Below are 24436 nucleotides of genomic sequence, written 5' to 3' on the forward strand. Positions count from 1 at the left end.
GTGGACGTCGGGGAGTTTCGGGCAGGGCTGCGGGCCTGGCTCGACGACAACGACCTGACGCCCGGCCGGGACCATTCGCTCGAAGGGCACATCAAGCAGCTGGCCCGGGTTCACCGGGCGCTGTACGACGCCGGCTGGATGCGGTACGGCTGGCCTGTGGAGGTCGGCGGCCTCGGCGGCCCGGCGATGCTGCGCGCAATCGTCGGTGAAGAGGTGGTCGGGCGCGGTCTGGCCGAACCGGGGCCGTACTCGATGGTCGAGGTGCTCGCGCCGACGATGATCGACTACGCGCCAGCGCAGTTGGCCGCGGAGATGGTGCCGCGGCTGCTGTCCGGTCAGGAGCAGTGGTGTCAGGGATTCTCCGAGCCGGGATCGGGCAGCGACCTCGCGTCGCTGTCCACGCGCGCCACACCACGCGGCGAGGACTGGGTGGTCAATGGCCAGAAGGTGTGGACGAGCTTCGCCCAGTTCTCTGCCCGGTGCGTGCTGCTGACCCGAACGGGACCTGGCCACAACGGGATAACTGCGTTCTTCGTCGACATGGACACCCCGGGTATCACCGTTCGGCCGCTGCGCACCATGCACGGCGTCGACGAGTTCTGCGAGGTGTACTACGACGACGTCGTGATTCCCGGCGACCGGATGCTCGGAAAGCCCGGCGACGGTTGGCAACTCGCGATGGACCTGCTGCCGTATGAGCGCTCGACGTGCTTCTGGCAACGGATCGCCTATCTCTACGCGAGATTCGATCGGCTCGTCGCGGAATCTCAGACAGCAGACCCGGACGACGGTGAGCTCGGTGCGGCATATCTGGGGCTGCACACACTGCGGTGCCGATCGCGGTTGACCCAGCACCGGCTGGCCGGCGGCGCGCGCCTCGGCCCGGAGACGTCGATCGACAAGGTGCTGTTGGCCACCGCCGAGCAGCGGCTCTACGACACCGCGCGCGACCTGCTGCCCGGAACCATCGAATTGGACGAAACCCCTTGGCGCACAGAATATCTGTACTCCCGCGCCGCGACGATTTATGGCGGCACCGCTGAGATCCAGCGCAACATCATCGCGCGCCGGCTACTCGGGCTCGGAAAGGAGTGACCGTGGAGCCTGTGTCCGCAGACGATCTCGAGCTGCTCGCCGACGCGCTGCGCAAGACCATGCTCGCCGCGTCGGGTGCCGAACTCGACAAGGCGCTGGCCGAGCTCGGCTGGCCCGACATGCTCGAGCAGATGCCTGAAACCGCGATTCCGTTGGTGTTCAAGTTACTTGGCGAGACCGGCGCGCATGCCCCCGTGCTGAACGACGTGGTGTGCAACGAGGCCGGACGGCCGCTCGGTGACACCGTGCCGCTGCCGTATGCCGGCAGCGCATGGGTGGTCTGGGAGCGGGCCGACCATCCCAGTTCTGCACTCGACGAGGAGATGCCGATTCGGCGCTGCGACCAAACCAGCGCGGTACCGCTTGACGCCGGCCGGCGCGCAGTGGGCTGGTGGCTGGTGGGCACCAGCCGGGCCATGCTGTCACTGGCCCGTCAGCATGCGCTGGACCGTGTGCAGTTCGGCCGGCCGGTGGCGTCGTTCCAGGCCATTCGGCACCGGCTGGCCGAGACACTCGTGGCCATCGAAGGTGCCGAGGCGACCCTGCAGGGAGCGGACGACTCTTTCAGCGCATTGCTGGCCAAGGCGGCGGCGGGGCAGGCAGCGCTCACTGCGGCGCGGCACTGCCAGCAGGTGCTCGGCGGTATCGGTTTCACCGCTGAGCACGGGCTGCACCGCCACATTCGCCGCGCGTTGCTTCTCGACGGTCTGCTGGGCAGCAGCAAAGAACTCACCCGCGAGGCGGGTGCTCGACTGCGCTCGCTCGGCTCAGCGCCGCGGCTCGTCGACCTCTGATTCGCCGTCCGACGGCCCACCTTCGCGAGGGCGGCACCACACCACCCACACACGGCGAACAGGCCAGCTCTGGCCGTGCAGCAGGTCGCGCCTTCGTGGCCAGCTGTGGCTCCAGCCCGGCGGCAACATGGCGGCTCCCCTTCAATCGGTGAGAGGCTTCCTCGAGAGGGATAAAGAGAATACTATTCTCGTTATGAGAAAGTTACAATCTCTGACACGTGCGCGGCCCGGGCGCCTGACGTCACTTTTGCACACCGTTCTCCGGTACAGTTCAACCATGTTCTCAGCTGCGTGCACGGTTTCGAGCGGCCAGTGACAAGTCCGAGCGAAGAGCCGGCCTGGAAGCAGCGTGCGGTCGAGCGATCCATCAAAACGGCCAAGCTGCGGGCCGCGCAACGTGTCCAGCGGTTTCTCGACGCTGCGCAAGCAATCATCATCGAGAAGGGCAGCACCGACTTCACCGTCCAAGAGGTGGTCGACCGGTCGCGGCAATCGCTTCGCAGCTTCTACCTGCAGTTCGACGGCAAGCATGAGCTTCTGCTCGCGCTGTTCGAAGATGCCCTGAGCCGGTCCGCCGAACAGATCCGAGCCGCCACCGAAGGGCATTCCGACCCGCTCGAACGTCTGCAAGTCGCCGTCAAGCTGCTGTTCGAGACGTCGCGTCCCGATCCGAACGCCAAGCGGCCGCTGTTCACCGATTTTGCGCCGCGGTTGCTGGTGTCGCACCCGTCCGAGGTCAAGATCGCGCACGCCCCGCTGCACGCGTTGCTGACCGAGTTGATGGAAGCGGCCGCCGCAGCGGGACGGCTCAGGCCCGACATCAACCCGCGGCGGATGGCCGCGATGACCATGCAGACCGTGATGTTCGTCGCGCAGTCGAGCGCCGACACCGACGAAGGGCCCTCGCACCCGATCACCGCCGACGAAGTGTGGGATTTCTGCGCCCACGGATTCGTCGAATCCTGACCTGATCCGTCGAAAATCACATTCTCACTTCTGCAGAACCTATTTACGGCGATCGGCTGTTGAGGCCGGCCGGCAGCCCTGTCGGCCGCTGACGTCGGCGCCTCGGGCGCGGTCAACGGCCGCTTGGCGCCGACAAGAAGGCAGCACTTTCAAAGGCTCCCTCGACGAGCGACCCACGTGTTTCCATAGAACCCGGCAACACGAGCGGCGCCATCGAGACGAGGTTGGCCATGAAGCGACTCAACGGCATGGACGCCATGCTGCTGTACAGCGAGACGCCCAACTTGCACACGCACACGCTGAAGGTCGCGATTGTCAATGCCGCCGACTTCGACGGCGAGTTCTCGTTCGAGGTCTTCCGCCGGACTATCGAGCGCCGCCTCCACCTGCTCGATCCCCTGCGCTACAAGCTCCTCGACATCCCTTGGCGCTTGCACCATCCGATGTGGATGGAGGACTGCGACGTCGATCTCGACTACCACCTGCGCCGGGTGCAGGTGCCGGCACCGGGGGGCCGGCGTGAGCTCGACGGATTGATCGGACAAATTGCCAGCACCCCGCTGGACCGCAGCAGGCCCCTGTGGGAGTTCCACTTCGCCGAGGGGATGGCCGAACAGCGATTCGCGTTGATCGGCAAGGTGCACCACGCGCTCGCCGACGGCGTCGCATCAGCGAATCTGTTGGCGCGACTGATGGATTTGACCGACGGGTCGCAGAACGAACGCGACGCGCCAGACGGCTGCGCGCAGCCGTCGAAAGCCGAACTGATGTGGGAGGCGCAGCTCGACCACTTCCATCAGATGGCCGAACTTCCCGGACTGATCCGTGACGCGGTGCGCGGCGCGGTGCGGCTGCGCCGGCGCAGCAAGGAGCGCCCGCACCATCCGGATCTAGCGAAGATCTTCAACGCGCCACCGACGTTCCTGAACCATGTGGTGTCGCCGGTGCGGACGTTCGCCACCGCGACGCTGTCGCTGGCGGAGGTGAAGGAGACCGCGAAAACCCTTGGCGTGACGTTCAACGACGTCATCCTGGCCTCGGCAGCCGGCGCGTTGCGAGAACTGTTGCTGCGCTACGACGGTCGCGCCGACCGGCCGATCATCGCAACCGTTCCGGTCAGCACCGACCGGACCCCGGATCGCATCACCGGCAACGAGATCGGTGGCCTACCTGTCTCGTTGCCCGTGCACATCGACGATCCGCGTGAACGCATCCGGCTGACGTCGCTGGCCACGAAGATCGCAAAAGAGGACTACGAGCTACTCGGACCGACGCTGCAGAGCCGGATGATGGACTACCTGCCGCCGCCGCTTGCGCCGGCCCTGTTTCGCAGGCAGATGCTCTCGCCGCACAACAAGCTGATGAACGTCGCGGTCTCGAACGTCCCGGGCCCGCGCGAACGTGGACACATCGGCGGTGCACCCGTCAGCGAGATCTACTCGGTGGGCGTGCTGTCTCCCGGCAGCGCGTTCAACATGACGGTGTGGAGTTACGTGGACCAGGTGGACGTCGCGGTGCTGTCCGACGACCAGACCTTCAACGACGTGCACGAGGCGACCGATGCGATGGTGCACGCGTTCGGCGAAATCCGGCGCGCTGCAGGGTTTCCCGGGGAGCCGACGATTGTGGACACCGCGATGGCCCCGGCCACCGCGGCCGGCTAGCTTTTCCGTCCGCCGGCAAGTGCCTGCAGCTCGCTGCGCAGGATCTTGCCGGTGCTGTTGCGTGGCAGCTCGTCCAACACCGAAATCTCGCGCGGCACTTTGTAATTCGCGAGGTTGTCACGCACGTGTTGTTTGAGGGTGTCCGGCGTGGCCGCGGCGCCGTCGTTCAGCACCACAAACGCCGCCAACCGCTGACCGTACTGTTCGTCGTCGACCCCGATCACTGCCGCCTCGGCGACATCCGGATGAGCGGTCAGCGTCTTCTCCACCTCGATCGGATAGACGTTTTCGCCGCCGGAGACGATCATCTCGTCGTCTCGGCCCACCACGAACAGCCGGCCCGCCTCGTCAAGGTATCCGACGTCGCCGGATGCCATGAACCCGTCGTGGAAATCCCTGGTCGCCCCGGATGTGTAGCCCTCGAACAGGGTGCCGCTGCGGACGAAGATCTGCCCGACTTCGCCGGTCGGCACTTCCTTGAAGTTCTCGTCGAGGATCCGAATCTCGGTGCCGTACACGGGCTTTCCGGCGGTATCGGGCGCTGCCCGCAGATCTTGCGGGGTGGCGGTGGCGATCATTCCGGCCTCGGTGGCGTTGTAGTTGTTGTAGATGACGTCGCCGAACTGATCCATGAACCTGATCACCACATCCGGGCGCATCCGCGAACCGGAGGCGGTGGCGAACCGTAACGACTTGCCGCTGTAGCGGTTTCGCACCTCGTCGGGAAGATCCATGATGCGGTCGAACATCACCGGAACCACCACCAGTCCGGTGGCGCGGTGGCGGTCGACGAGTTCCAGGGTCGCTTCGGGATCGAACTTCCGTCGCGTGATGATCGTGCACGCCATCAAGGCCGAGAACAACAGCTGCGAATATCCCCACGCGTGAAACATCGGGGCGACGATCACCGTGGCCTCTTCCGCCCGCCACGGCACTCGGTCCAGCAGCGCGGTCAATTCGACTGCGCCACCGCCCGACACGGGCTTGGCGCCCTTCGGGGTGCCCGTGGTACCGGAGGTCAACAGGATGGTCTTGCCTTTGCGGCCGGTGCGTCGGGGCCGCTGACCGGCGTGCCGCTCGATCAGCTTCTCGACGGTCAGGTCTGCCGGCGCGTCGGTCCATCCGAGGATGCGCACCGCGTCGGACTTGTCCGCCAACGCCGTATCGACGATGCCGGTGAACTCCTCGTCGTAGACGATCGCGTCCACTCCCTCGCGCTCGACCACCTCGGCCAGTGCGGGACCGGCGAACGCGGTGTTGAGCAACAGCACGTCGACACCGATCCGGGCCGCCCCCACCAGCGCTTCCACGAAGCCGCGATGGTTGCGACACATGACGGCGAGCTGCTGCGGCACGCCGGCGGGCAGCGCTTGAAGCGCCGCGGCGAACGCGTCGCAGCGTTCGTCGAGTTGCCTCCACGTCAGGGTCCCGATCTCGTCGACCAGGCCTGGCCGGTCGGGGCAGCGGCGGGCTGCGGCCGCGAACCCGACGGTCGGCGTCATCCCCTCGCGTGCCATTGCGGCGGCCATCCGGACGTACTTGTCCGGCCGCAGCGGCGCGATCAGCCGCGCGCGTCGCAGGGTCCGTACCACTCCGAAAGCATCAGTGTCACCGGGCATGCCTTATCCCAGCACGGCTTCGTCGCGTTCGTCGATGCACATGCGGTTTCGACCCTATTAGAGTGCTCCACGCTGCGGATATGTTACTTTCATTTTTGAGAATGGCATAATCACCGCAACCGGCCGGAGGAGGCCCATGTCCCACACGGTGGTCGTCACGGGCGCCTTCGGCCTCGTCGGCTCTGAGACTGTCAAGCGGCTGGCCGCCGAGGGACGGCAGGTGGTCGCCGTCGATCTGCAGACCCCGGTCCACCAAAAACGGGCCGAGAGTCTGCCGTCGCGGGTGAGCGTGCGGTGGACCGACTTGACCGATGCCGCCGCGGTGGACCGCTTGCTGTCGGAGGTGGCGCCCGCCGCGATCATCCACCTGGCCGCCGTGATCCCGCCACCGATTTACCGCAACCGCGCGCGTGCGCGTCTGGTCAATGTGGACGCCACCAACGCGTTGGTGCGCGCGGCCGAAGCGCAGCCGGTTCCCCCCCGCTTCGTGGTGGCGTCCAGCAACGCGGTCTACGGGTCGCGTAACCCGCATCTGCATCCAGATCCCATCGACGCCACCACGCCACCCCGGCCGACGGAACTGTACGGCGGCCACAAGCTCGAGGCCGAGGAGCTGGTGCGGTCATCCCAGTTGCCATGGGTCGTGCTGCGATTGGGCGGCGTGATGAGCGTGGACCCGAAGGCCCTGCCGTTCACATCCGAGGCGCTGTATTTCGAAAGCACGTTGCCCAGCGACGGACGATTTCACGGCGTCGACGTCCGCGACGTCGCCACGGCATTCGCGAGGGCCGTGACCGCCGACGTCGTCGGTCGAGTTTTTCTCATCGCCGGAGACGATTCGCACCGGCTGAGGCAAGGCCAGGTCGGCCGCGCGCTCGCCGAAGCACGCGGATTCGTCGGCGTGCTGCCCGAAGGCCGCCCGGGCAATCCGGACAGCGAGGACGACTGGTTCATCACCGACTGGATGGACACCGCCCCGGCGCAAGAGGCGCTGGCGTTCCAGCACCATTCGTGGCCTGACATGCTGGCCGAGATGCGCGCGCAGACCGGCTGGAAACGCTACCCGCTGCGGCTGATCTCTCCGTTCGCCCGAATGTACGTGGAACGCAAAGGGGCTTACTACAAGTCGCCGGGCCGCTACGCCGACCCATGGGCGGCCATTCGCGCGCGGATCGGCGACCCAGCGCTGGACACCGCGAAGTCCTGATGCGATTGCTCATTCGGCGTCGTCGCTGAATGTCATAATCCGGGTCGGCGACACAAAGAGGCGGCCCATGTCCGAGACGGTGCTTGTCACAGGAGCGTTCGGTCTCGTCGGGCGCACGACAGTCAGAACCTTGGCCGCGCAGGGCCGGCACGTGGTCGCCACCGCCCGCGGCGGTGCCGCTAATCGCAAGGCGGCCAAGCGACTTGCGCCCGGAATCGAAGCGAGATGGGCCGATCTGACGGATCCGGGCGCCATCGAGCGCGTCGTTGCGGAGGCCGTGCCGGACGCGATCGTCCACCTAGCTGCGGTCATACCGCCGGCGGTGTATCGCGACGCCGGGTTCGCCCGCAGAGTCAACGTGGACGGCACGGCGTCGTTGTTGCGGGCGGCCCAAGCCCTGCCTCGGCCACCGCGCTTCGTGCAGGCGTCCAGCGCTGGGGTCTACGGCGGGCCGAACCCGTACCGCATCACCGATCTGGTCGACGCCGACACACCACCACGCCCCTGCGAGTTGTATGGCGGTCACAAGCTCGAAGCCGAGCACCTGGTGCGCGCGTCGCAACTCGAGTGGGTGATCCTGCGGCTCGGCGGGGTGATCAGCGCCGATCCGGCCGAAGCGCCGTTCGACGCGGACACCTTGTTCCTCACGACACTGTTGCCGACCGATGGGCGGGTGCACACCGTCGACACCCGCGACGTCGCCACCGCAATCGCAGCGGCGACCACTGCAGATGTCGTGGGGGAGATCCTGCCGGTGGCGGGCGACGAAACTCACCGCCTCACTTACCGCGACGTGGGCAACGACAGCGTGGCGGCCAGAGGATTCCCCGGGGTGCTCACGGGTGGCCGCCGTGGCGATCCGAATAGCGACGACTGGTACCCCAACTGCTGGATGGACCCCAGCCGCGGACAGAAACTGCTGGCGTTCCAGCATTATTCGTGGCCCCGCATGCTCGCCGAGATGCGAGCACGCACTGGCTGGAAACGGTATCCTGCGCGGCTCATGACGCCACTCGTGAGACGGTACGTGAGACGCCGTCACGCCTATCGCGGTTGGCCGGGCCAATACGCCGATCCGTGGGGCGTCATCCGCTCGAAGCTCGGCGAGCCAGGACTGGACAGGCTCGTCTCGTGATCATCTCGCGGGCGCTCGGCCGATCACTCCGATCGCCTCTAGCTCGTCGATTTCGGTTGTGCTCAAACCTAATTCGGACAGCACCTCATGGTTGTGCTCACCCAGCAACGGAGCGGGCCGCCGGTGGAACCGGTGCGGGCCGCTGGAGAATCGCATCGGCAACGTGCTGTGCGGCGCGGCCGAGTTGACGGGATGCGACACCTCCTCGAAGAAACGCCGGAACGCCAGCTGCGGCAGTTCGGTCTGCCGATGGGGCTGAATGACCTTGGCCACTGGCACTCCCGCTTCCCAGAGCAGCTCGACGATCCGGTCGCCTGACTGTTTGGCGCACCACGCGGAAAGGTGCTTGTCGATGAGGTCGTGGTGTTCGCGTCGGCCGGCATCGGTGTCGAAGTCGGGGTTCGCCGCCCACGCGGGGTTACCCATGGCTTGCTGCAGTCGCAACCACTGGTCGTCGGTGGCAACCGCGACCGCGACCCAGCAGTCGGCGCGGCCGAACTCGTCGATGTCTGATGTGGCGTAGAGGTTCTGCGGCGCGGCCGTCGGCCCGCGGTTGCCGGCCCGCTGCAGCAGCGCGCCGTATGCGGTGTACTCGATGACCTGTTCGGCAGACACATTGATCGCGGCGTCCACCATCGACGCTTCGATCAACATGCCCTCACCGGTTCGGCGGCGGTGCTCCAGTGCCAGCAGCAGCCCGTTGAGGGCGTGCACGCCCGCGTTCGGGTCGCCCACGGAATACGGCTCGTAGGGTGGGCGGTCCGGATATCCAGTCAGCCAGCTCAGTCCAGCCGCCGCCTCGATGGCGTAGGCGAACGCGGGGTTGTCGCGCCACGGCCCGTCGAGGCCGAAGCCGGGCATCCGCAGCACGATCAACTCTGACCGAATGCGCTTGAGCACAGTGGAATTCAGGCCGATCTGATCCATCACCCGGGGAGTGAAGTTCTCGACGAACACGTCGCACGCGGCGATGAGCCGGTGCAGGATATCCCGTCCGCGTGGGCGTTGCAGATCGAGCGTCACACTCTTCTTGTTGGTGTTCAGCGCCGAGAAGATCGGCGACTTCTCCCACCAGTTCTCCTCGGTGACCGGCACGCCAGCGATGAGACGGGTGCCGTCGGGGCGCCGGGTGGACTCTACGTGGATCACGTCGGCGCCGAGCAGTGCCAGCATGTGGGTGCAGGAGGGTCCTGCCCAGAACGTGGTCATGTCGAGCACGCGAATACCGCGCAGCGGCAAGTCCGTCGACTCGTCAGCGGGCGGCCGGTTGACGCGGCGGTCGGGGGTGTTTCGCCGATAGTGCTCGGTGTGCTCACCGAGTCGCGGAGCGGCCGCCGGGGGCCGCAAGACCTGCGGCTGCATGCAGTAAGGATGGCCAGGCTGGTGGAAGTCGCCGCGCGGGTTTTCCACGAAAGATCCGCGGACCCGGAAGTGCTCGAGTGACTCGATGTTGGCGCCGTTGGCCACGGGGGCGTTGGGGATGCGGAAAGCCGTTGCCAGTTCCCGGATCTCGTCGACGGTGTGGTTTCTCACCCACTCGTAGATTTCGGCGGCCCTCTCATTGGCCTGCTCGGTGATCGACAGCGGCGACTCCTCGTCGATCCACTCCTCGTGGCCGATCATCACGCACAGGTCGAACCACTGCTGCGCGGTTCCGCAGCCCAAATCCACCAAACCGTCCTTGGCAGCGGCAATCCCGGGGACCGTGAGCTTGCGTTCCGTGCGCCACGGCCGGCCGAGCATCTCGAAAAACGTCACTGGGTAGTAGGTGAGCGCCAGGATGTCCACCTCGAGCATCGACAGGTCGATGAGCTCTCCCCTACGCCCGCCGATGCGCGACAACAGCGTCGCAGCGCTCGCATACGCCCCGGCCAGATATTCACCAACTCGGCCGCCGACGTATACCGGTGCCCGGTCCGGGGCACCGCGGCCGAGGCCGATGATCCCGCCGGACCACGCCTGCAGTGTGAACTCGGTTGCCGGCTTGTCATGCCACGGTCCGTCGAGGCCGAACGGCGTGATCGAGGTGACGGTCAGATGCGGGTGCGCTCGGCGGATTTCGGACGGCGCGAACGCGGGCAGTTCGGCGACCGGCGACCCGCGCGACCACACCACCGCGTCGGCGCCGGCGAGCAACTCGCGGAGCAGGCCGACGTCGGCGGCGTCGTCGGGGTCAACGACCACGCTGTGCTTGGCGGCCGCCAGGAACGTGAACAGCGCACCGTCGGAGCCGGGGTCGATCGCCGCCCCCGACGCCGTCCATTGCCGCAGCGAATCACCTTGCGGTGCTTCCACTTTGATTACTGTCGCGCCGGCGTCGGCGAGAAGCTTCGTGCAGTAGGCGCCTGCGATACCGGTGGACAGTTCTACGACGACGAGCCCGCCCAGTGGGGCGTTCTGGGACACCACCCGTCAGTCCTTCCGCTGGCGGTTGGGCACCCAGGTCCACATCCGCGGTCCCCAACCGTAATAGCGGAACGACGGGTGGCCGAACAGCGCGTCCTCCGACGAGATGACCACGGGAAGGTCGGCACCGCTGCCGAAGTCGTTGCCGACGCCGCGGATCACCACGACTCTGACGTCGTCGTCGACAGTGGCACCGTGCAGAAGGTCGGCATAACGCAACCGCGCGGCGGTGGTGGGTGCGTTGAGGAACTCCGGGCGGTTGAACGTGATCGTCGCGATCTTGGTCGCCGGATCTTTGTCGTAGAGGATGATCTGTTCGGGGGGCGGCCTATCCGGCATCGGGTGGTCCTCAGCTGAATCCGACACGGGCGCCGTACGACGGGCTCGACGTCAGCACCTCCGGCCCGTGGGTGCCGATCAGCACCGCGTCGCGCCGGTACACCGCGCCGATGCCTTCGGCGAAGACGTAACCGGTGACAGCCAGCACCATTCCCGGCTGCAGGCGCTCCTGCGCGGCGGTTCGCGACAGGTGCGGGGTCACCACCGGCGGATCGAACCCCAGCCCCAGGCCGTGAGCGACGGGCATGGGAGGCAGCGGCTCACCGGCCGCCTCGTACGCGGCGAGCAGATCGGCGGCCGGAGCACCGGGCCGGCACGCGTCGATGAGTCTGTCCCACAACGCATTCGAGCGCCGATACAGGTGACGGACTGGCTCGGCGTCGTCGCCGTCAGCCGGCCACGTCCGGCCCACCTCGCCGACGTAACCGTCAGCCAGTACCCCGGCCGAGAAGGCCACCAGGTCGCCGGCCTGCACGCGGCCGTCACCACGGGCCCGCCGCCACGGATGTTCACGCGAGGTCACCCACGCCGCGTCCTGCGTGGCGGGGGTGCTCACGCCGCCCGCCGCCATCGCCTCCAGAAGCGCACCGGCCAAGGACCTTTCGCTGATCCCAGGCCGCAATTCGGCCACACCGGCGGCCAGCCCGTCTTCAGCGACCCGCAAGGCCGAACGAACGGCAGCGATCTCCTCGGCAGTCTTGATCCTGCGCGCGGCTCGCATCGCCAACTCGCCGTCGACGATCTCCGCCTGGGGGAAAGCCATCGGAAGCAGGTTGGCGAAAGTCGGTGACAGCGCGTCTGTTCCGACCCTGCGTGCGCTGCTCGCACCGTCGAGGCGCTGCAGCACGGAGATCAACGTCATCGGGTTCCACGCCAGCCCATACAGGTGGTCGTGTGGGATGTCGTCCGGTATCCCCTCGTCCCAGGTGCTGTTCAGATAGATTTCACCGGTGGCGCGGACCACAGTGCAGATCGGTCCGAACGGCCGCGTACCCGCCACCCAAAGTTGAGGCGCCCCAGTGAAATACCGGACGTTGGCTTGTCGACCCAACACCAGCACGTCGAGGTCGTGGGCCGCCATCGCGGCGAACGCCCGCTCTCGGCGGCTGATCCGCAATGCCCGCGCATCGGGCAGGATCTCAGTCGCCATACGGCGCATACGGGTAGTCGGTGAGCGACATCCAGCCGTCTTCGGTGATGACCACGATCTCCTCGCTTCGGTAACCGCCGGTGCCGTCCTCCCACACCACCGGCTCCAGCACCAGGACCATGCCGGCCGGGAACACGAAGTTGTCGTCGAACTCCTCGCCGAGGTCAGTGCCGATCATCGGAGTTTCGGCCGCGTTGGTGCCGATGCCGTGGCCCAGGTAGAAATGCGGCAACCACGGTTTGCGCCCGCCGTTGGCGGCGATCGCTGCTCGGGCCAAGTCTCCTGACGTCGCGCCGGCTTTCGTCACGTCGAGGACCGCCTTGAGGACGTGCCGCCACCGGTGGAACTGCTCGGCCTGCCGCGGCGTCGGCTGCTCGCCCACGAGCCAGGTCCTGCCGAAGTCCGAGCAGTATCCGGCGTAGGTGATGCTGACGTCGGTCCAGAGCACATCGCCCTTCCTCAGCGCTCGCTCCGTGGTGAGCAGCGGCAGCGCGAGGTCGCCGTGGGTGGTCCAGACGCCGTCGGCTTTGGTGCCGGGCATCACCTGCCAGATCGCCTCGAGCATGTTGGTGGTGGCGCCGAGTTCGAAGGCGCGGCGCACGAACCTCGCCGAGAGGTCGATCTGCCGTACCCCCGGCACCAACTCCTTATGCACCTCGGCCGCCGCCTGCTCGGTGATGCGGCACGCGGTGCGAATACAAGCGATCTGGTCGACGGTCTTGACCAGCTTGGCTGCCCCCACCACCGACGCCGCGTCCGACGGCGCGCCGCCGGGAAAAAGCCTGCCGGCTGCGCGACGCATCGCACCGGTCAGCTCGTCGACCGCCATCGTCGCTTTCGGCGGGACGAGCTCGGCCAGCACCCGCGCCAAATGCTCGATACCCTCGTCGAATTCGAGGTAGAGCGGCGGGTGGAGGTGATCGGCCGGAACCTGCGACCCGAACGAGGCTCCTTCCCGGAACGGCATGAACAGGTGAGGATGCTCGTCGGCGGCCAGCACGATGGCGACCGGCCGTTCGACATGCGACAGACCGGCGTCCAGCAGCGGCCAGGCGGCCCCGGTCGCGTAGACGACGTTGCCGTTGCCGAGCAGAAGCAGCGCGTCGATACCGCTGTCGGCCATCGCCGACCGGAGCCGGGCGCCGGTTTCCCGGTACATCCGCGCGAAGTCCGGTTCGACCGGAATCTGCAAGCCAGACGACGCCGGGGAGACGGAGGTGGTCATGCGAGACCCAGGAACTCCTTGATGTTGCCGCTGCAGATTTGCGCGGCGTTCTGCGGCCCCACCGCCTCCACGACCGCGGCCAGCGACTTCTCCGAGTACCCGAACGTGCTCTCGTTGTGCGGATAGTCCGACGACCACATCACTTTGTTCACGCCGATCCTGTCGATCAACTGCAGTCCCAGCGGATCGACCATGAACGACGCGCTCATGTGGGTGTCCCAGTAGTACTGGATGTCATGCTCGAGTTTGTGGTTGAACATGTGCTGATATGAGGCCAGCAGATGTTCGGCATCCTGCAAAGCCCATGGCACCCAAGCGATCCCGCCCTCGAACCAGCCGATCCGCAGTTTGGGGTGCCGGTCGAGAATGCCGCTGAAGATGTACTTGGAGAACACCTCGCGGAAGCCGTCGACGTTGATCATCATGCCGACGACGACGCTGTTGAACTCGCACGGCGTCTTCGGCGGAGTCTCGCCGATGTGGTGCGATACCGGTAAGCCGGCTTCTTCGATCTCGTCCCATACCGGTGACATCGCGGTGCTGCCGTAGTCGATCACGTTGCCGTCGTCGTCCTTGCCGGGATTGACCGGCATCAGAAAAGTCTTGAGTCCCAAAGACTTCAGCTCGGCGAGCGTGCGGCGCGTGCCGTTGGCATCCCACCAGTTGATCAGTCCGACGCCGTAGAAGTGACCGTTGGACCGCTCCTGAAGATCGGCGATGTACTCGTTGTAGATGCGGAACACACGTTCCCGAATCTGCTTGTCGGGGAAGTGGAACAACGCGAGCACGGCGTTGGGGAACGCGAGCTCCTTGTCGACGCCGTCTTCGTGCAGTTCGCGGATTCGCGCCTGGATGTCCTTGGTGGCCGCGCCCGGCAGGTCGTCGTACTGCATGAGCACGCGGCTGAAGTCACCCGGCAAGAAGTTCTGGCCCTTGCGGCCGACCATGTAGGCGCCGTCCTCGTACCAGATCCGCGGCGCCTTGTCTTTGAGGTCGTCGGGGAAGCGCTCGTAGAAGATGTCGTCGGCCAGCGAGATGTGGTTGTCCGCCGAAAACACCTCGGTACCTTCGGGAAGACCGACGGACCCGACCGCGTGGCCCCGGCGGTCCTTGGGCGCGCCGAAACCGCCCGGTGGATACAACGTGGCGGTGGTTGAAGGGGACATCTGCTTGACCTCCGTTGTCGAAACCTCAGGAACGTCGCCGGATCACCAGACGACCGGCAGTTCGTAGACGCCGTATGCAAGCCGGTCGTGCTTGAACGGGATTTCGCCGATCGGCTTGGCCAGCCGCAGCGTCGGAACCCGCCGGAACAGCGTGGCGAAGACGATCTGCAGCTCCGCGCGGGCGAGCTGCTGGCCGACACACTGGTGCCGGCCGTATCCGAACCCCAATTGTGCGGCGTCGGACCGCCGCAGATCGAGCTTGTCGGATTCGGGAAAAGCCTTGGGATCCCAGTTCGCCGGCGCGAGGTCGATGATGATGCCCTCGCCCGCTTTGATGACTTCGCCGCCGATCTCGATGTCCTCGACGGCGACGCGCCGCTGCCCGTTCTGGATGATCGACAGGTAACGCATCAGCTCCTCGACCGCGGCCGCCACCACGCCTGCGTCGTCGGTGTCGCGGATGACCGCCAGCTGGTCCGGGTGTTCGAGCAGGGCCAGCACGCCCAACCCGATCATGTTCGCGGTGGTCTCATGGCCGGCGATCAGCAGGCCGGTGCCCAGCTGAGCAGCCTCCCGGACGCTCAGCTCGCCTGCCTTGACCCGCTCGGCCAGATCGGATACCGCGTCCTCGGCGGGGTTGTCGATCTTGGCTTGCACCAGATTGGCCAAGTACTTGGCAAGTCCCGCAGCGCCTTTCGCGGTGTCCTCGGCGGTGGCATAGCGGGCCAGCCCGATGTTGGCGTGCTGCTGGAAGAACCCGGCGTCTTCGTATGGCACCCCGAGCATCTCGCTGATCACCAGCGACGGGACGGGCAACGCGAGCGCCGTGACGATATCGGCCGGCTGCGGCCCGGCGAGCATTGCGTCGATGTGGTCATCGGTGATCTTCTGGATCGCCGGCCGCAGAACCTCGACGCGCTTGAACGTGAACGGTTTGGACAGCATGCGGCGAAAGCGGGTGTGCTCCTCGGCGTCGGACGTGAACACCGACCGCGGCCGCCTGTGGACGGTGGCGAGCATGCCTTCGTTCCAGTGCGGGAAGCCGGGGCGCCGGTCGTCGACGCTCACCCGCGAGTCGGCGAACAACGTGCGTGCCTCCTCGTAGCCGGTGATCAGCCACGGTGTGCTGCCGTCCCAGATCTTGACCCTGCTCAATCCTTTTCGGGCGGCGAGTTCGCGAACTCCTGGCGGCGGAGCGAACGGGCACGCCGGCGAGCGCTCCATCGGGTAGTCGGGAATCTCGGCGGTCGTGCCGGCGGCCGTCGCGGTCAGCGTGTCAGACATGGCACTGTTCTCATTCCTCGATGGCGATGGCCTGCGCCGGACACGCGGCGGCCGCCTTGCGGGCGTTCTCTTGCTGATCGGCAGGCGGGTGCTCGGTCAGCAGCACCACCACCCCGTCGTCATCTCGCTGGTCGAACACGGTGCTTGCGTTCAGCACGCACTGGCCTGATGACACGCACTTGTCATGATCGACAACAACTTTCATCGTCCCCGCCTCCCGGTGTTCGTCACCGGCGCCAGCCACAGGCCCACGATCGCGTCGATAAGACCGGATGCGGCCGCCTGCCAGCCCGGCCGCGCCAGCGGCGCGTTCTCCGCCATCGCGCGTTCCCGTTCAGCGCAGGTGTGCATCAACAGGTTTCGCGCCATCACGCTGCGTTCGGTGTGTACGTGTTTGGGAAGGTCGGGAAGGCAGCGGTTGATCCGGCCGATGACCTGCACCAGCGACGGCGAGCTGAGCGCGTCCTTGACGACGATCTTGTGGTAAGCAGGGTCGGCCATCACCTGTGCGGCGAACCGCGCATACCAACTCGGGTTGCCGAGCTCGGCGAGATGATCGGTGAGCGGGCACACCAGGCACGCCACCCAGTCGCGCAGCTCGGCGGAGTCGCCGGTCTCGGCGACCATCTGCTCGCGGAGCCGTTCGATGGGCACGCGGTGCCGGTGCTCGATCTCGCGCACCAGATCGGTCTTGGTGCCGAAGTGGTAGCCCACCGCGGCGTTGTTGCCCTGGCCCGCAGCCTCGCTGACCTGACGATTGGACACGGCATATACGCCGTGCTCGGCGAACAGCCGCTCCGCGGCAGTCAGAATCGCTTCGCGGGTGCCGTTGGCGCGATCACTGCGCAGCGCTCTGGCCGTGGTCATCGCGACGACGCCCGCGAGGCGGTACTCATGGCGCTCAGTCCAGCACGCCCGCCCAGTTAAGTCAAGCGACTGATTTAACGGGTGGGCAGCCGAGCTCTCGCGTGCTAAGCGGAGAGTAGAAACAGCCCGCATGGGCAGCCGACGCTGAGACACTGACGGCGGCTCCCGCCGCATGCGCCGAGATCGACGACATCGACGACGTCAACGCAAACCATCTGACCGGAGAGGGATATGCCTGATTACGACTACGAAGAGATGAAGCGCGAAGCCGCTCAATACATCAAGTTCGAGAAGGACGTCGAGAACAGGATCGCCTACATCACCTTCGACCGCCCGGAGGCGCAGAACTCCACCACGTTGGGCATGCGTCACAACTACGCCGACCTGATCCACAAGTGCAACGTCGACGACGAGGTGAAAGTCGTCGTCATCCGGGGCGAGGGCGATGATCTCGGCAGCGGCGGCGACCTACCCGAGCAGCGCGACATGCTGGAGAACCCGGGCATGCCGCTGTTGCACGAGCTCGCGATCAACGACGACAAAGTCAAATACCCGCCGGGCGGCTCGTACCGCTATCTGTCCACCGTCACCGACTTCTACGCGAAAGCCCGCGCAGGCAATCGGCCGCTTCAAGAGTTGCGCAAGATCAGCATCGTCGAAGCCAAGGGCTACTGCTACGGCTGGCACTTCTATCAGGCCGCCGACGCGGACCTGGTGGTCTCCTCCGACGACGCCCTGTTCGGTCACCCCGCATTCCGCTACGTCGGCTGGGGACCTCGGCTGTGGTGGTGGGCCGAGACCATGGGATTGCGCAAGTTCTCCGAAATGTTGTTCACCGGAAGGCCTTTCAGCGCCAAGGAGATGTACGACTGCGGCTTCGTCAACAGCGTGGTGCCGCGCGAGAAGCTCGAGGACGAGACACTCAAGTACGCGATGGCGTGCTCCCGTTCGCGCCCGACGGACACGGTTGCGGTGCAGAAGACGTTTCTGGAGCTGTACAAGCAGTACAAGGGCGAATACTTCGGCAGTCTGCTGACCGGCATGATCGAGGGAATGCTGCCGTTGATCGCCAATGATCAGGACGACGAAGTCGACCTCACCGAAGGGACATTCGGCAAGGGCCTCAACAACGTGGTCAAGGACAACGACCTCAACTTCCCGCCGGAGTGGCGGCTCAGCCGATCCGGGCGCAAGAAACCATAACCCGCTTGACAACGAATCACCCGAGGGCGCCGGACCTCATCGCCGCGACGACCCCGCCGTCGACGAGGAGGTCGGTCCCCGTGACGAACGACGATTCCGGGCCGAGGAGAAACGCCACCGCGTTCGCGATGTCGAACGGCGTACCGACCCTCGCCGTTCCGGACGCGTCGACCATCGCGCGCATGACTTGGCCGCTTTCTCCTTCGAGTTCGGCGCGTCCCATCGGCGTGGAAATCACCCCGGGACTGACGGAGTTCACCCGGGCGCCGCGCTTGCCCCATCGAACGCTTTCGGCCATGACACGCAGGCGGTTTGCGTACTTGGCGAGCGCATAGGCGTGTCCTGGCTGCGAGATGTGGTCGGATTGCAGGTAGGGAAGCGTCAGCAGCCGGTCCGGGGGTGCGGTGGCCAGCTCCTTCTGCTGGTCCGGCGGAAGTTCTCCCAGCATGTGGCCCGCCATGCTGGCGATCACCACCCCGGTCCCCTGCGGTGCGATCACGTCGCCGAAAGCCGCCAATACCGCCGCGACACCGTAGAGGTCCACGCGCAGAATGGCTTCCACGCTCGCCTGCACCGGAGACAGACCCGCGGTGTGGACGACCTGACTCACCGCTCCCTTGGACGCTGCGGTGTTCACGAGCGCGGCGACCGAGTCCGCGTCACCGACGTCGACCCGCTGGGCCACGACGTCGTACCCGTCACCCTCAAGGCTCGACGCCACAGCGTCCAGCGCAGTGGTGTCGAAGTCGGCGAGCAGCACGGTGCGGCCGGTCCCCTGCCGCCGGGCGATCGCGTCGCCCATGCCGCCCACGCCGATGACGACAACGACGGACGATGTCATCACCCATCTCCTTTCAGCCGGCGCCGAATCGGCGTGCCTGCGACGGTGCCGCCGTCGACCGGTAACACGGTGCCGGTGACGTAGGCCGAGCGGTCACTGGCGAAATAGAGTGCCGCCTCGGCCACGTCCTCCGGTGTGCCTTCGCGCTGCAGCGGCCGGTTGTCCCGCATCCTCTGTCGCGACGCCTTGACGAACGCCTCGCGTGCCTCTTCGCTGAACTGCTTGGCCGACGCCGCGAGAATGGGTGTCGGAATGCTGCCCGGCGCAAGGCAATTGACGCGAATTCCGTACGGGGCCAGTTCGATCGCCGCGCACTTGGTGAAGTACAACACCGCAGCCTTCGACGCTCGGTACGTCATCACCCCACCCCCGGCCTGGATGCCGCCGATCGATGACACGTTGACGATCGACCCGCCGCCGTGCTGCGACATGTGCTTGCCGGCTTCGCGGGTTCCGATCATGACACCCAGCAGGTTGACGGCCATCACTCGCTGGAAGTCCCCGAAATCGTCGTGCAGCAGGCTCTTGTGCATCCGGCTCGGGATTCCGGCGTTGTTCACCATGATGTCCAGACCGCCGAACGTGTCAACGGCGGTCGTCACCAATGCGCTCACCTGCTCGCCGTCGGACACGTCGACGCGCCGGAACACGGCTTGGTCGCCACATTTGTCTGCCAACGCCGCACCGTTGTCTTCGTCGAGGTCGGCGATCACCACTCGTGCCCCCTCCGTGATGAATTTCTCCACGGTGGCATACCCGAGTCCTGAGGCACCGCCGGTGACGATGGCCACCTTCCCCGCCAGGTCGCTACTCATCGCGCTGTCCCTTCGCGTCGGCCGGTACACCGAACTTGCTTGCCTCGCGGAAGAACTGCAGAAGAAGCGAGTTGACCACTTCGGGTTGCTCGATCTGCGGGCAGTGACCGGCGGCCTCGATCACCGCGGATCGGCCGTGCGGAATCTGATCGGCGATTTTCGCCGCCCAGCCCGGGGCAAGCAGCTTGTCGCATCCGCCTTCGACGACGAGCGTGGGCACCGCGATGCGCTCGTAGGCACGGGCACTCGACGGCGACGGCGGCGGCTCGAGCCCGGGACGCCGAAATCTGGCCGCCGCCAGCGCTTCCCATGCACCGGGCGCGATGCTCGACTCGTAGCGCCGCCGCACGTAGTCGTCGTCAGCGGGGAACGACGGGTCGAAGAACAGTGCCTCGACGATGCGGCGCATGCCCTCCAATGTCGCGTCGTACTCGTACAGCGCATCGACGTAGGAGTTGCGCTCGATGTCCCCGCCGCCGCAGATCGCGACGATGCTGCGGGCCGGCAGCACCGGTGCGTCGGACGTCGCGTCGACGAGCAGGTTGATGGCGCCCATCGAGTTCCCGACGAAATGTGCTGACGCGGCGCCCACTTCGGCGCAGAACCGGGCGATGTGCCTGATCCGCATGCCGCGCCCGTCGGTGAAGTCGACTACCTTCGCCGACTGCCCGAAACCCAGCATGTCCGGGGCCAGCACGCGGTAACGCTCGGCCAAGGCGCCTATGTTGCGCTCCCAGCCCAGTTCGGCGCTCGCCCCGAATTCGCCGCCGTGCAGCAGCACCACCGGATCGCCCTGTCCGGCTTCGAGATAACTGGTGGCAAGCCCACCGACGTCGACGGTTTTGCGCTGCGCCGGCACTGCTCAGCTCGCCCCGCCGGCGGACTGAGCGAAGGTCAGCACCTGGGTGGCCATCAATTCGAGCTGGCTCTTGATGGTCTCGTCGATCAACTCGCCGTTCTCGTCGAAAATCTTGTCCGCTGAGTTGATCGCGACGCCCAGCGGGGTAGGCCACGCGCGCAACGCGTGCCCGATGCTGCGCAGGTGGGTGAGCGTGCCGACGGCGGCCTGCCAGCCATAGGCGCATGTGATGCATCCCCACGGCGTGTTGTCCAGGTACACCCGCTCGTCTTCCCGCAGATCTTCGATGTAGTCCAACGCGTTCTTGATCAACCCCGACACGCTGCCGTGGTAGCCGGGCGAGGCCACCACTACCGCGTCCGCGTCACGCAGCGCGTTGACCAGCTCTGCGGCCTTCGGTGTGCGGGACAGTTCGTGCGGCGCGTACATCGGCAAATCGATGTCGCGCCCACAGAACAGCCTCGTGCGGCCGCCTTGCCGCTCCACCGCCTCCAGGCAGTACCGCAATGCCCGCTCGGTCGACGAGTTCGCCCGCAGGGTGCCACCGAGCCCCACGATGAGGGGCCTACGCCGGTCGTCGTCGAAGGTTCCGCTGGCGGTTGTTGAGCTTGCCGTCATGTCCACCTACTTGATCGCAATCGGATTGAGTGGAGACCCGACGCCTCCGGTAACACGCAACGGCGGTGCGACGAGCTGGAATTCGTAAACGCCGTCGGCAGCGCAGTCCTCGGCCAGCGCGGTGAGGTTCCAGTACTCGCCGAGCATCAGACCCATGTCGCGAAGGCACAGCATGTGCATGGGCAGGATCGCGCCGTCGACACCGGACACGGGATCCTCGACCATCAGGTTGTCGGCGGCCACCGCCGCGACGTCGTGGTCGTGCATCCACGACGCGCAGCGCCAATCCAGACCGGCTCCCGGCTCCGATCCGTCGCCGGTTTCGAGAAACCTTGCCCACCAACCGGTTCGGACCAGCACGATGTCGCCGCGTTGCACGGTGACGCCCTGAGTGCGAGCCGCTTGGTCGAGCTCTTCCGGTGTGATCGGATCGCCCAGTTCACAGAACGTCGCGACACCGCGCAGCCGCACGATGTCCAGCAGGACGCCGCGCGACGTGATGCCCTTGACGTCGACCTTGTCGATGCCGCAGTGAAACGCTCCCAGGCTGGTCACTGAACTGGCCGGGAAACCGTTGTAGAGCTGGTCGTCGTAATACACATGGGACAGCGCGTCCCACTGGGTGGCCGCTTGCAACGGCATGATGATCATGTCGTCGTTGAATCGCATCGGCCCGCTCTCGGCGTAGCCGCTCAACTGCACGGCCGTCGGGTTTCGCAACCATTTGGGCCCGTACTCCACCAGTGTGCGGGCGTCCCCGCCGTCGACGGTCATCACGTGCAGCGGGTTGGGCCGGTAGTGGAATGCGCCCTGCGGACCCGACGAGCCGAAGTCGACGCCGAGCGGGAACACCTTGCCGTGTTTGACCAGACTGGCGGCCTGCTGCACCTTCTCGGCGGTGATGAAGTTCAGCGTGCCCAGCTCGTCGTCGTCACCCCAGCGGCCCCAGTTGCGCACGTCGTCGGCGATGCGGCGGAAGTCGTTGAGAGTGGCCACTATTCGCGTCCTGCCAAGGTGGCGGCGATGCGGCTGGCGACGTTGCCGCCGTCAACCCACAGCACCTGACCGGTGATGTAGCTGGCGGCAGCGCTGTTCAGGAACACCAGCACCGCCGCCTGTTCGGACGGCCCCGACACCCGGCCCAACGGCTTGGCGATGGTGTCGAGGTACGCCTGCCCGTACGACGCGCGCAACTGGTCCAGGATCGGCGTCTCCGTCACCCCGGGCGCGGTGCAGTTGATGCGAATGCCCCGGGCGCCCAGCGGGGCGGCGTTGGTCATGCAGTACAAGATGATCGCTTCCTTCGACAACCGGTATCCCCCGTCGGCCAGTTCCTCCGGGTGGCGCCGGCACCAGTCCAGCCCGTCCTCGAACGATCTCGTCCGCACCAGCCCGGCGGTGGCCTGTCGGTGGTCCAGATAGTCAGCCGCGGCCAGCGACGAGACGCACACGACCGACGAGCCGGCGCGCATCGCGGGCAACAGCGCCTCGGTGAGATGGCGAGTCCCGAGGAAGTTGATCGTGGTGACCAGCAGCGGGTTGCCGATGCCCGACGACACGCCGGCGACGTTGAACAGCGAGTCGACGTGGGCGCCGACCGCCGACGCTGCACGGTCGATCGACACCGGTTCGGCGAGGTCGACTTCGTGGAACTCCTTGAGCTGCAGGGCCGGCCGATGCCGGTCGAGGCCGACGACCTCCGCCCCGAGCTGTGACAGCTGCCGCGCGACGTGCTCACCGATCCCAGAAGCACAGCCGCTGACGACGACCCGCTTGCCGTCGTAGCGCCACAGCTGCTCGATTTCTTCCATCGATCACGAGTTTTGCACTAGACCTGTTGTCCTTTGCGGGTCCGGGTATCGGCATCCGGGTTTCTGCTGGTCCAGCCCTCCCCTGACTTGAGCTTCTTGGCGGCCTCCTCGATGCCGGCGGTCATCTCGTCCATCGCCAACGACACCTCGTTGGCGGTATAGCTGTTGCGGCCGGTGGGCAGTCCTCCGAATGCATAACTCTCGTCGAACTCCGGAGCGGTGGCGGCAGGCCGGCGCGCTTCGAGCCTCTCGATGATCGGTTCCAGTCGCTTGACCTTCTCGGCCCTGGCCTTCTCGTCGCGCTCGATGAACTCCGGCAACACCTCCTTGCCCATCAGCTCGATCGATTCCATCGTCGCCTCGTGCGTGCGCGGTGTCAGCAGCAAGATGAGTTCGTCGACCCCGCTCTCCTCGTAGCCGCGCAGGAACTCACGCACCGTCGCGGGACTTCCGATTGCCCCGCGGCCCGGGCCGTACGCGACCGTCGGATCCTTCTCGATCTCCTCGAGGTACCGCTTCCAGACGCCGGTCCGACCGGGCGTGTGCATTCCGGTCATGTAGTAGTGCATGATTCCGAACGCGAAGAATCCGCCGCCTTTGCCTAGGCGTTGCACGGCCTGCTCGTCGGTCGGCGCAACCATCATCGACAGGTCGCCGCCGATGGCGAGGATGTTCGGGTTGACCTGCGGCGTGACAGGAACGCCGTTCTCCTCGAGCTCCTTGTAGTAGCCGTTGACGCGTTCGGCGAGAGGGCCGGGGCCGGTGTAGGCGAAACTCAGTGCGCCCAAGCCCTTTTGGGCGGCCATCTGCACCGACGCCGGCCGGGTGCACGCCACCCACACCGGCGGGTGAGGCTTCTGCAACGGCTTGGGGATCACGTTGCGGGGCGGCATTTCGACGTGCTGGCCTTTGAACCCGCTGAACGGCTCTTCGATCATGCAGCGAATCGCAACCTCGAGGGCTTCCTCCCACATGGCACGCTTGTCTGCCGGGTCGATCCCGAAACCACCGAGCTCGCCGACGGACGACGACTCACCGGTGCCGAATTCGACGCGGCCGTTGGACAGCAGATCGAGTGTGGCGATGCGCTCTGCCACCCTCGCCGGGTGGTTGACCGCCGGGGGAAGATGCATGATGCCGAAGCCCAGGCGGATGTTCTTGGTGCGCTGACTGGCGGCGGCCAGGAAGATCTCCGGCGCCGTCGAATGGCAATACTCCTCGAGAAAGTGGTGCTCGGTCAGCCACACCGTGGAGAAGCCGGCCTTGTCGGCCAGCTCCACTTCGTCGAGCCCGTCTTGAAACAGCTTGTGCTCGTCGTCCGGCGCCCACGGCCGCGGCAAGGGAAACTCGTAGAAAAGCGATATCTTCATGT

General features: G+C 66.3%; 22 protein-coding genes and 1 pseudogene. 7 read left to right on the forward strand and 16 right to left on the reverse strand.

The features are described from left to right. From AC5Y4C_RS09850 to AC5Y4C_RS09865, 4 genes are all read left to right on the forward strand, one after another. A complete protein-coding gene (locus AC5Y4C_RS09850; RefSeq protein WP_499962729.1) occupies positions 1-1095 on the forward strand; it encodes an acyl-CoA dehydrogenase family protein in 1095 nt (364 codons plus the stop codon). A gap of 59 nt (positions 1096-1154) precedes the next feature. Then, a complete protein-coding gene (locus tag AC5Y4C_RS09855; RefSeq protein WP_499962731.1) occupies positions 1155-1889 on the forward strand; it encodes an acyl-CoA dehydrogenase family protein in 735 nt (244 codons plus the stop codon). Between the two features lie 312 nt (positions 1890-2201). Next, on the forward strand, positions 2202-2855 hold the full coding sequence (locus AC5Y4C_RS09860; RefSeq protein ID WP_499909077.1) for a TetR/AcrR family transcriptional regulator: 654 nt from the start codon (positions 2202-2204) through the stop codon (positions 2853-2855). 230 nt (positions 2856-3085) lie between these two features. Next, positions 3086-4519 (forward strand): WS/DGAT/MGAT family O-acyltransferase, encoded by a 1434-nt coding sequence (locus tag AC5Y4C_RS09865; RefSeq protein ID WP_499962560.1) that lies wholly within the window; start codon positions 3086-3088, stop codon positions 4517-4519. On the opposite strand, the gene fadD12 is transcribed toward AC5Y4C_RS09865, so the two are convergent. Beyond that, a complete protein-coding gene (fadD12, locus tag AC5Y4C_RS09870; protein ID WP_499962561.1) occupies positions 4516-6138 on the reverse strand; it encodes an acyl-CoA ligase FadD12 in 1623 nt (540 codons plus the stop codon). The genes AC5Y4C_RS09865 and fadD12 overlap by 4 nt on opposite strands. Positions 6139-6274: 136 nt before the next feature. Here fadD12 and AC5Y4C_RS09875 point away from each other — a divergent pair, with 136 nt between their 5' ends. Both AC5Y4C_RS09875 and AC5Y4C_RS09880 read left to right on the forward strand, forming a co-directional pair. Continuing rightward, positions 6275-7345, forward strand: a complete 1071-nt coding sequence (locus AC5Y4C_RS09875; protein ID WP_499962563.1) for an NAD-dependent epimerase/dehydratase family protein — start codon at positions 6275-6277, stop codon at positions 7343-7345. Positions 7346-7412: 67 nt separating this feature from the next. Then, complete coding sequence (locus AC5Y4C_RS09880; RefSeq protein WP_499962565.1) at positions 7413-8480, forward strand: NAD-dependent epimerase/dehydratase family protein; 1068 nt, start codon at positions 7413-7415, stop codon at positions 8478-8480. On the opposite strand, the gene AC5Y4C_RS09885 is transcribed toward AC5Y4C_RS09880, so the two are convergent. The 8 genes and pseudogenes from AC5Y4C_RS09885 to AC5Y4C_RS09920 all read right to left on the reverse strand — a co-directional run bounded on the left by AC5Y4C_RS09885 (position 8481) and on the right by AC5Y4C_RS09920 (position 17049). Continuing rightward, on the reverse strand, positions 8481-10889 hold the full coding sequence (locus AC5Y4C_RS09885) for a CaiB/BaiF CoA transferase family protein (RefSeq protein WP_499962567.1): 2409 nt from the start codon (positions 10887-10889) through the stop codon (positions 8481-8483). Between the two features lie 27 nt (positions 10890-10916). Next, positions 10917-11225 (reverse strand): annotated as a pseudogene (locus tag AC5Y4C_RS09890) (enoyl-CoA hydratase-related protein); the annotation flags it as partial. A 10-nt stretch (positions 11226-11235) separates the two neighbouring features. Continuing rightward, positions 11236-12375 carry a M24 family metallopeptidase gene (locus AC5Y4C_RS09895; RefSeq protein ID WP_499962569.1) on the reverse strand — a complete coding sequence of 380 codons (1140 nt, stop codon included), beginning with the start codon at positions 12373-12375 and terminating at the stop codon, positions 11236-11238. Beyond that, positions 12365-13600 carry a M24 family metallopeptidase gene (locus tag AC5Y4C_RS09900; protein ID WP_499962571.1) on the reverse strand — a complete coding sequence of 412 codons (1236 nt, stop codon included), beginning with the start codon at positions 13598-13600 and terminating at the stop codon, positions 12365-12367. The genes AC5Y4C_RS09895 and AC5Y4C_RS09900 overlap by 11 nt, the downstream gene beginning before the upstream one ends. Then, positions 13597-14766, reverse strand: a complete 1170-nt coding sequence (locus AC5Y4C_RS09905) for an amidohydrolase family protein (protein WP_499962573.1) — start codon at positions 14764-14766, stop codon at positions 13597-13599. The genes AC5Y4C_RS09900 and AC5Y4C_RS09905 overlap by 4 nt, the downstream gene beginning before the upstream one ends. 42 nt (positions 14767-14808) lie before the next feature. Further along, on the reverse strand, positions 14809-16050 hold the full coding sequence (locus AC5Y4C_RS09910) for a cytochrome P450 (protein ID WP_499962575.1): 1242 nt from the start codon (positions 16048-16050) through the stop codon (positions 14809-14811). A 10-nt stretch (positions 16051-16060) separates the two neighbouring features. After that, positions 16061-16255, reverse strand: a complete 195-nt coding sequence (locus tag AC5Y4C_RS09915) for a ferredoxin (RefSeq protein ID WP_499962577.1) — start codon at positions 16253-16255, stop codon at positions 16061-16063. Continuing rightward, positions 16252-17049: a TetR/AcrR family transcriptional regulator gene (locus tag AC5Y4C_RS09920; RefSeq protein WP_499962579.1), complete on the reverse strand. Its 798-nt coding sequence runs from the start codon at positions 17047-17049 to the stop codon at positions 16252-16254. Before AC5Y4C_RS09920 ends, AC5Y4C_RS09915 begins: the two co-directional genes overlap by 4 nt. Before the next feature lie 99 nt (positions 17050-17148). Here AC5Y4C_RS09920 and AC5Y4C_RS09925 point away from each other — a divergent pair, with 99 nt between their 5' ends. After that, positions 17149-18120: an enoyl-CoA hydratase/isomerase family protein gene (locus AC5Y4C_RS09925; RefSeq protein WP_499962581.1), complete on the forward strand. Its 972-nt coding sequence runs from the start codon at positions 17149-17151 to the stop codon at positions 18118-18120. Between the two features lie 16 nt (positions 18121-18136). On the opposite strand, the gene AC5Y4C_RS09930 is transcribed toward AC5Y4C_RS09925, so the two are convergent. Genes AC5Y4C_RS09930 through AC5Y4C_RS09960 form a run of 7 tightly spaced genes read right to left on the reverse strand, consistent with a single transcriptional unit; the run spans position 18137 to position 24434 of the window. After that, a complete protein-coding gene (locus AC5Y4C_RS09930) occupies positions 18137-18961 on the reverse strand; it encodes an SDR family oxidoreductase (protein WP_499909103.1) in 825 nt (274 codons plus the stop codon). Then, the gene (locus AC5Y4C_RS09935) at positions 18961-19776 is read right to left on the reverse strand and encodes an SDR family NAD(P)-dependent oxidoreductase (protein WP_499962582.1); all 816 of its coding nucleotides are present in this window, start codon (positions 19774-19776) and stop codon (positions 18961-18963) included. Before AC5Y4C_RS09935 ends, AC5Y4C_RS09930 begins: the two co-directional genes overlap by 1 nt. Beyond that, positions 19769-20635, reverse strand: coding sequence for an alpha/beta fold hydrolase (locus tag AC5Y4C_RS09940; RefSeq protein WP_499962584.1), 867 nt, complete (start codon positions 20633-20635; stop codon positions 19769-19771). Before AC5Y4C_RS09940 ends, AC5Y4C_RS09935 begins: the two co-directional genes overlap by 8 nt. 3 nt (positions 20636-20638) lie before the next feature. Beyond that, a complete protein-coding gene (locus tag AC5Y4C_RS09945) occupies positions 20639-21253 on the reverse strand; it encodes an NADPH-dependent FMN reductase (protein ID WP_499909110.1) in 615 nt (204 codons plus the stop codon). Between the two features lie 6 nt (positions 21254-21259). Then, complete coding sequence (locus AC5Y4C_RS09950) at positions 21260-22249, reverse strand: cyclase family protein (RefSeq protein ID WP_499909112.1); 990 nt, start codon at positions 22247-22249, stop codon at positions 21260-21262. Then, a complete protein-coding gene (locus AC5Y4C_RS09955) occupies positions 22249-23064 on the reverse strand; it encodes a coniferyl-alcohol dehydrogenase (protein ID WP_499962586.1) in 816 nt (271 codons plus the stop codon). Before AC5Y4C_RS09955 ends, AC5Y4C_RS09950 begins: the two co-directional genes overlap by 1 nt. 17 nt (positions 23065-23081) lie before the next feature. Continuing rightward, positions 23082-24434, reverse strand: a complete 1353-nt coding sequence (locus AC5Y4C_RS09960; protein ID WP_499962588.1) for an LLM class flavin-dependent oxidoreductase — start codon at positions 24432-24434, stop codon at positions 23082-23084. Between the last annotated feature and the right edge of the window lie 2 nt (positions 24435-24436).

It is taken from the genome of Mycobacterium sp. NGS35, assembly GCF_059812855.1.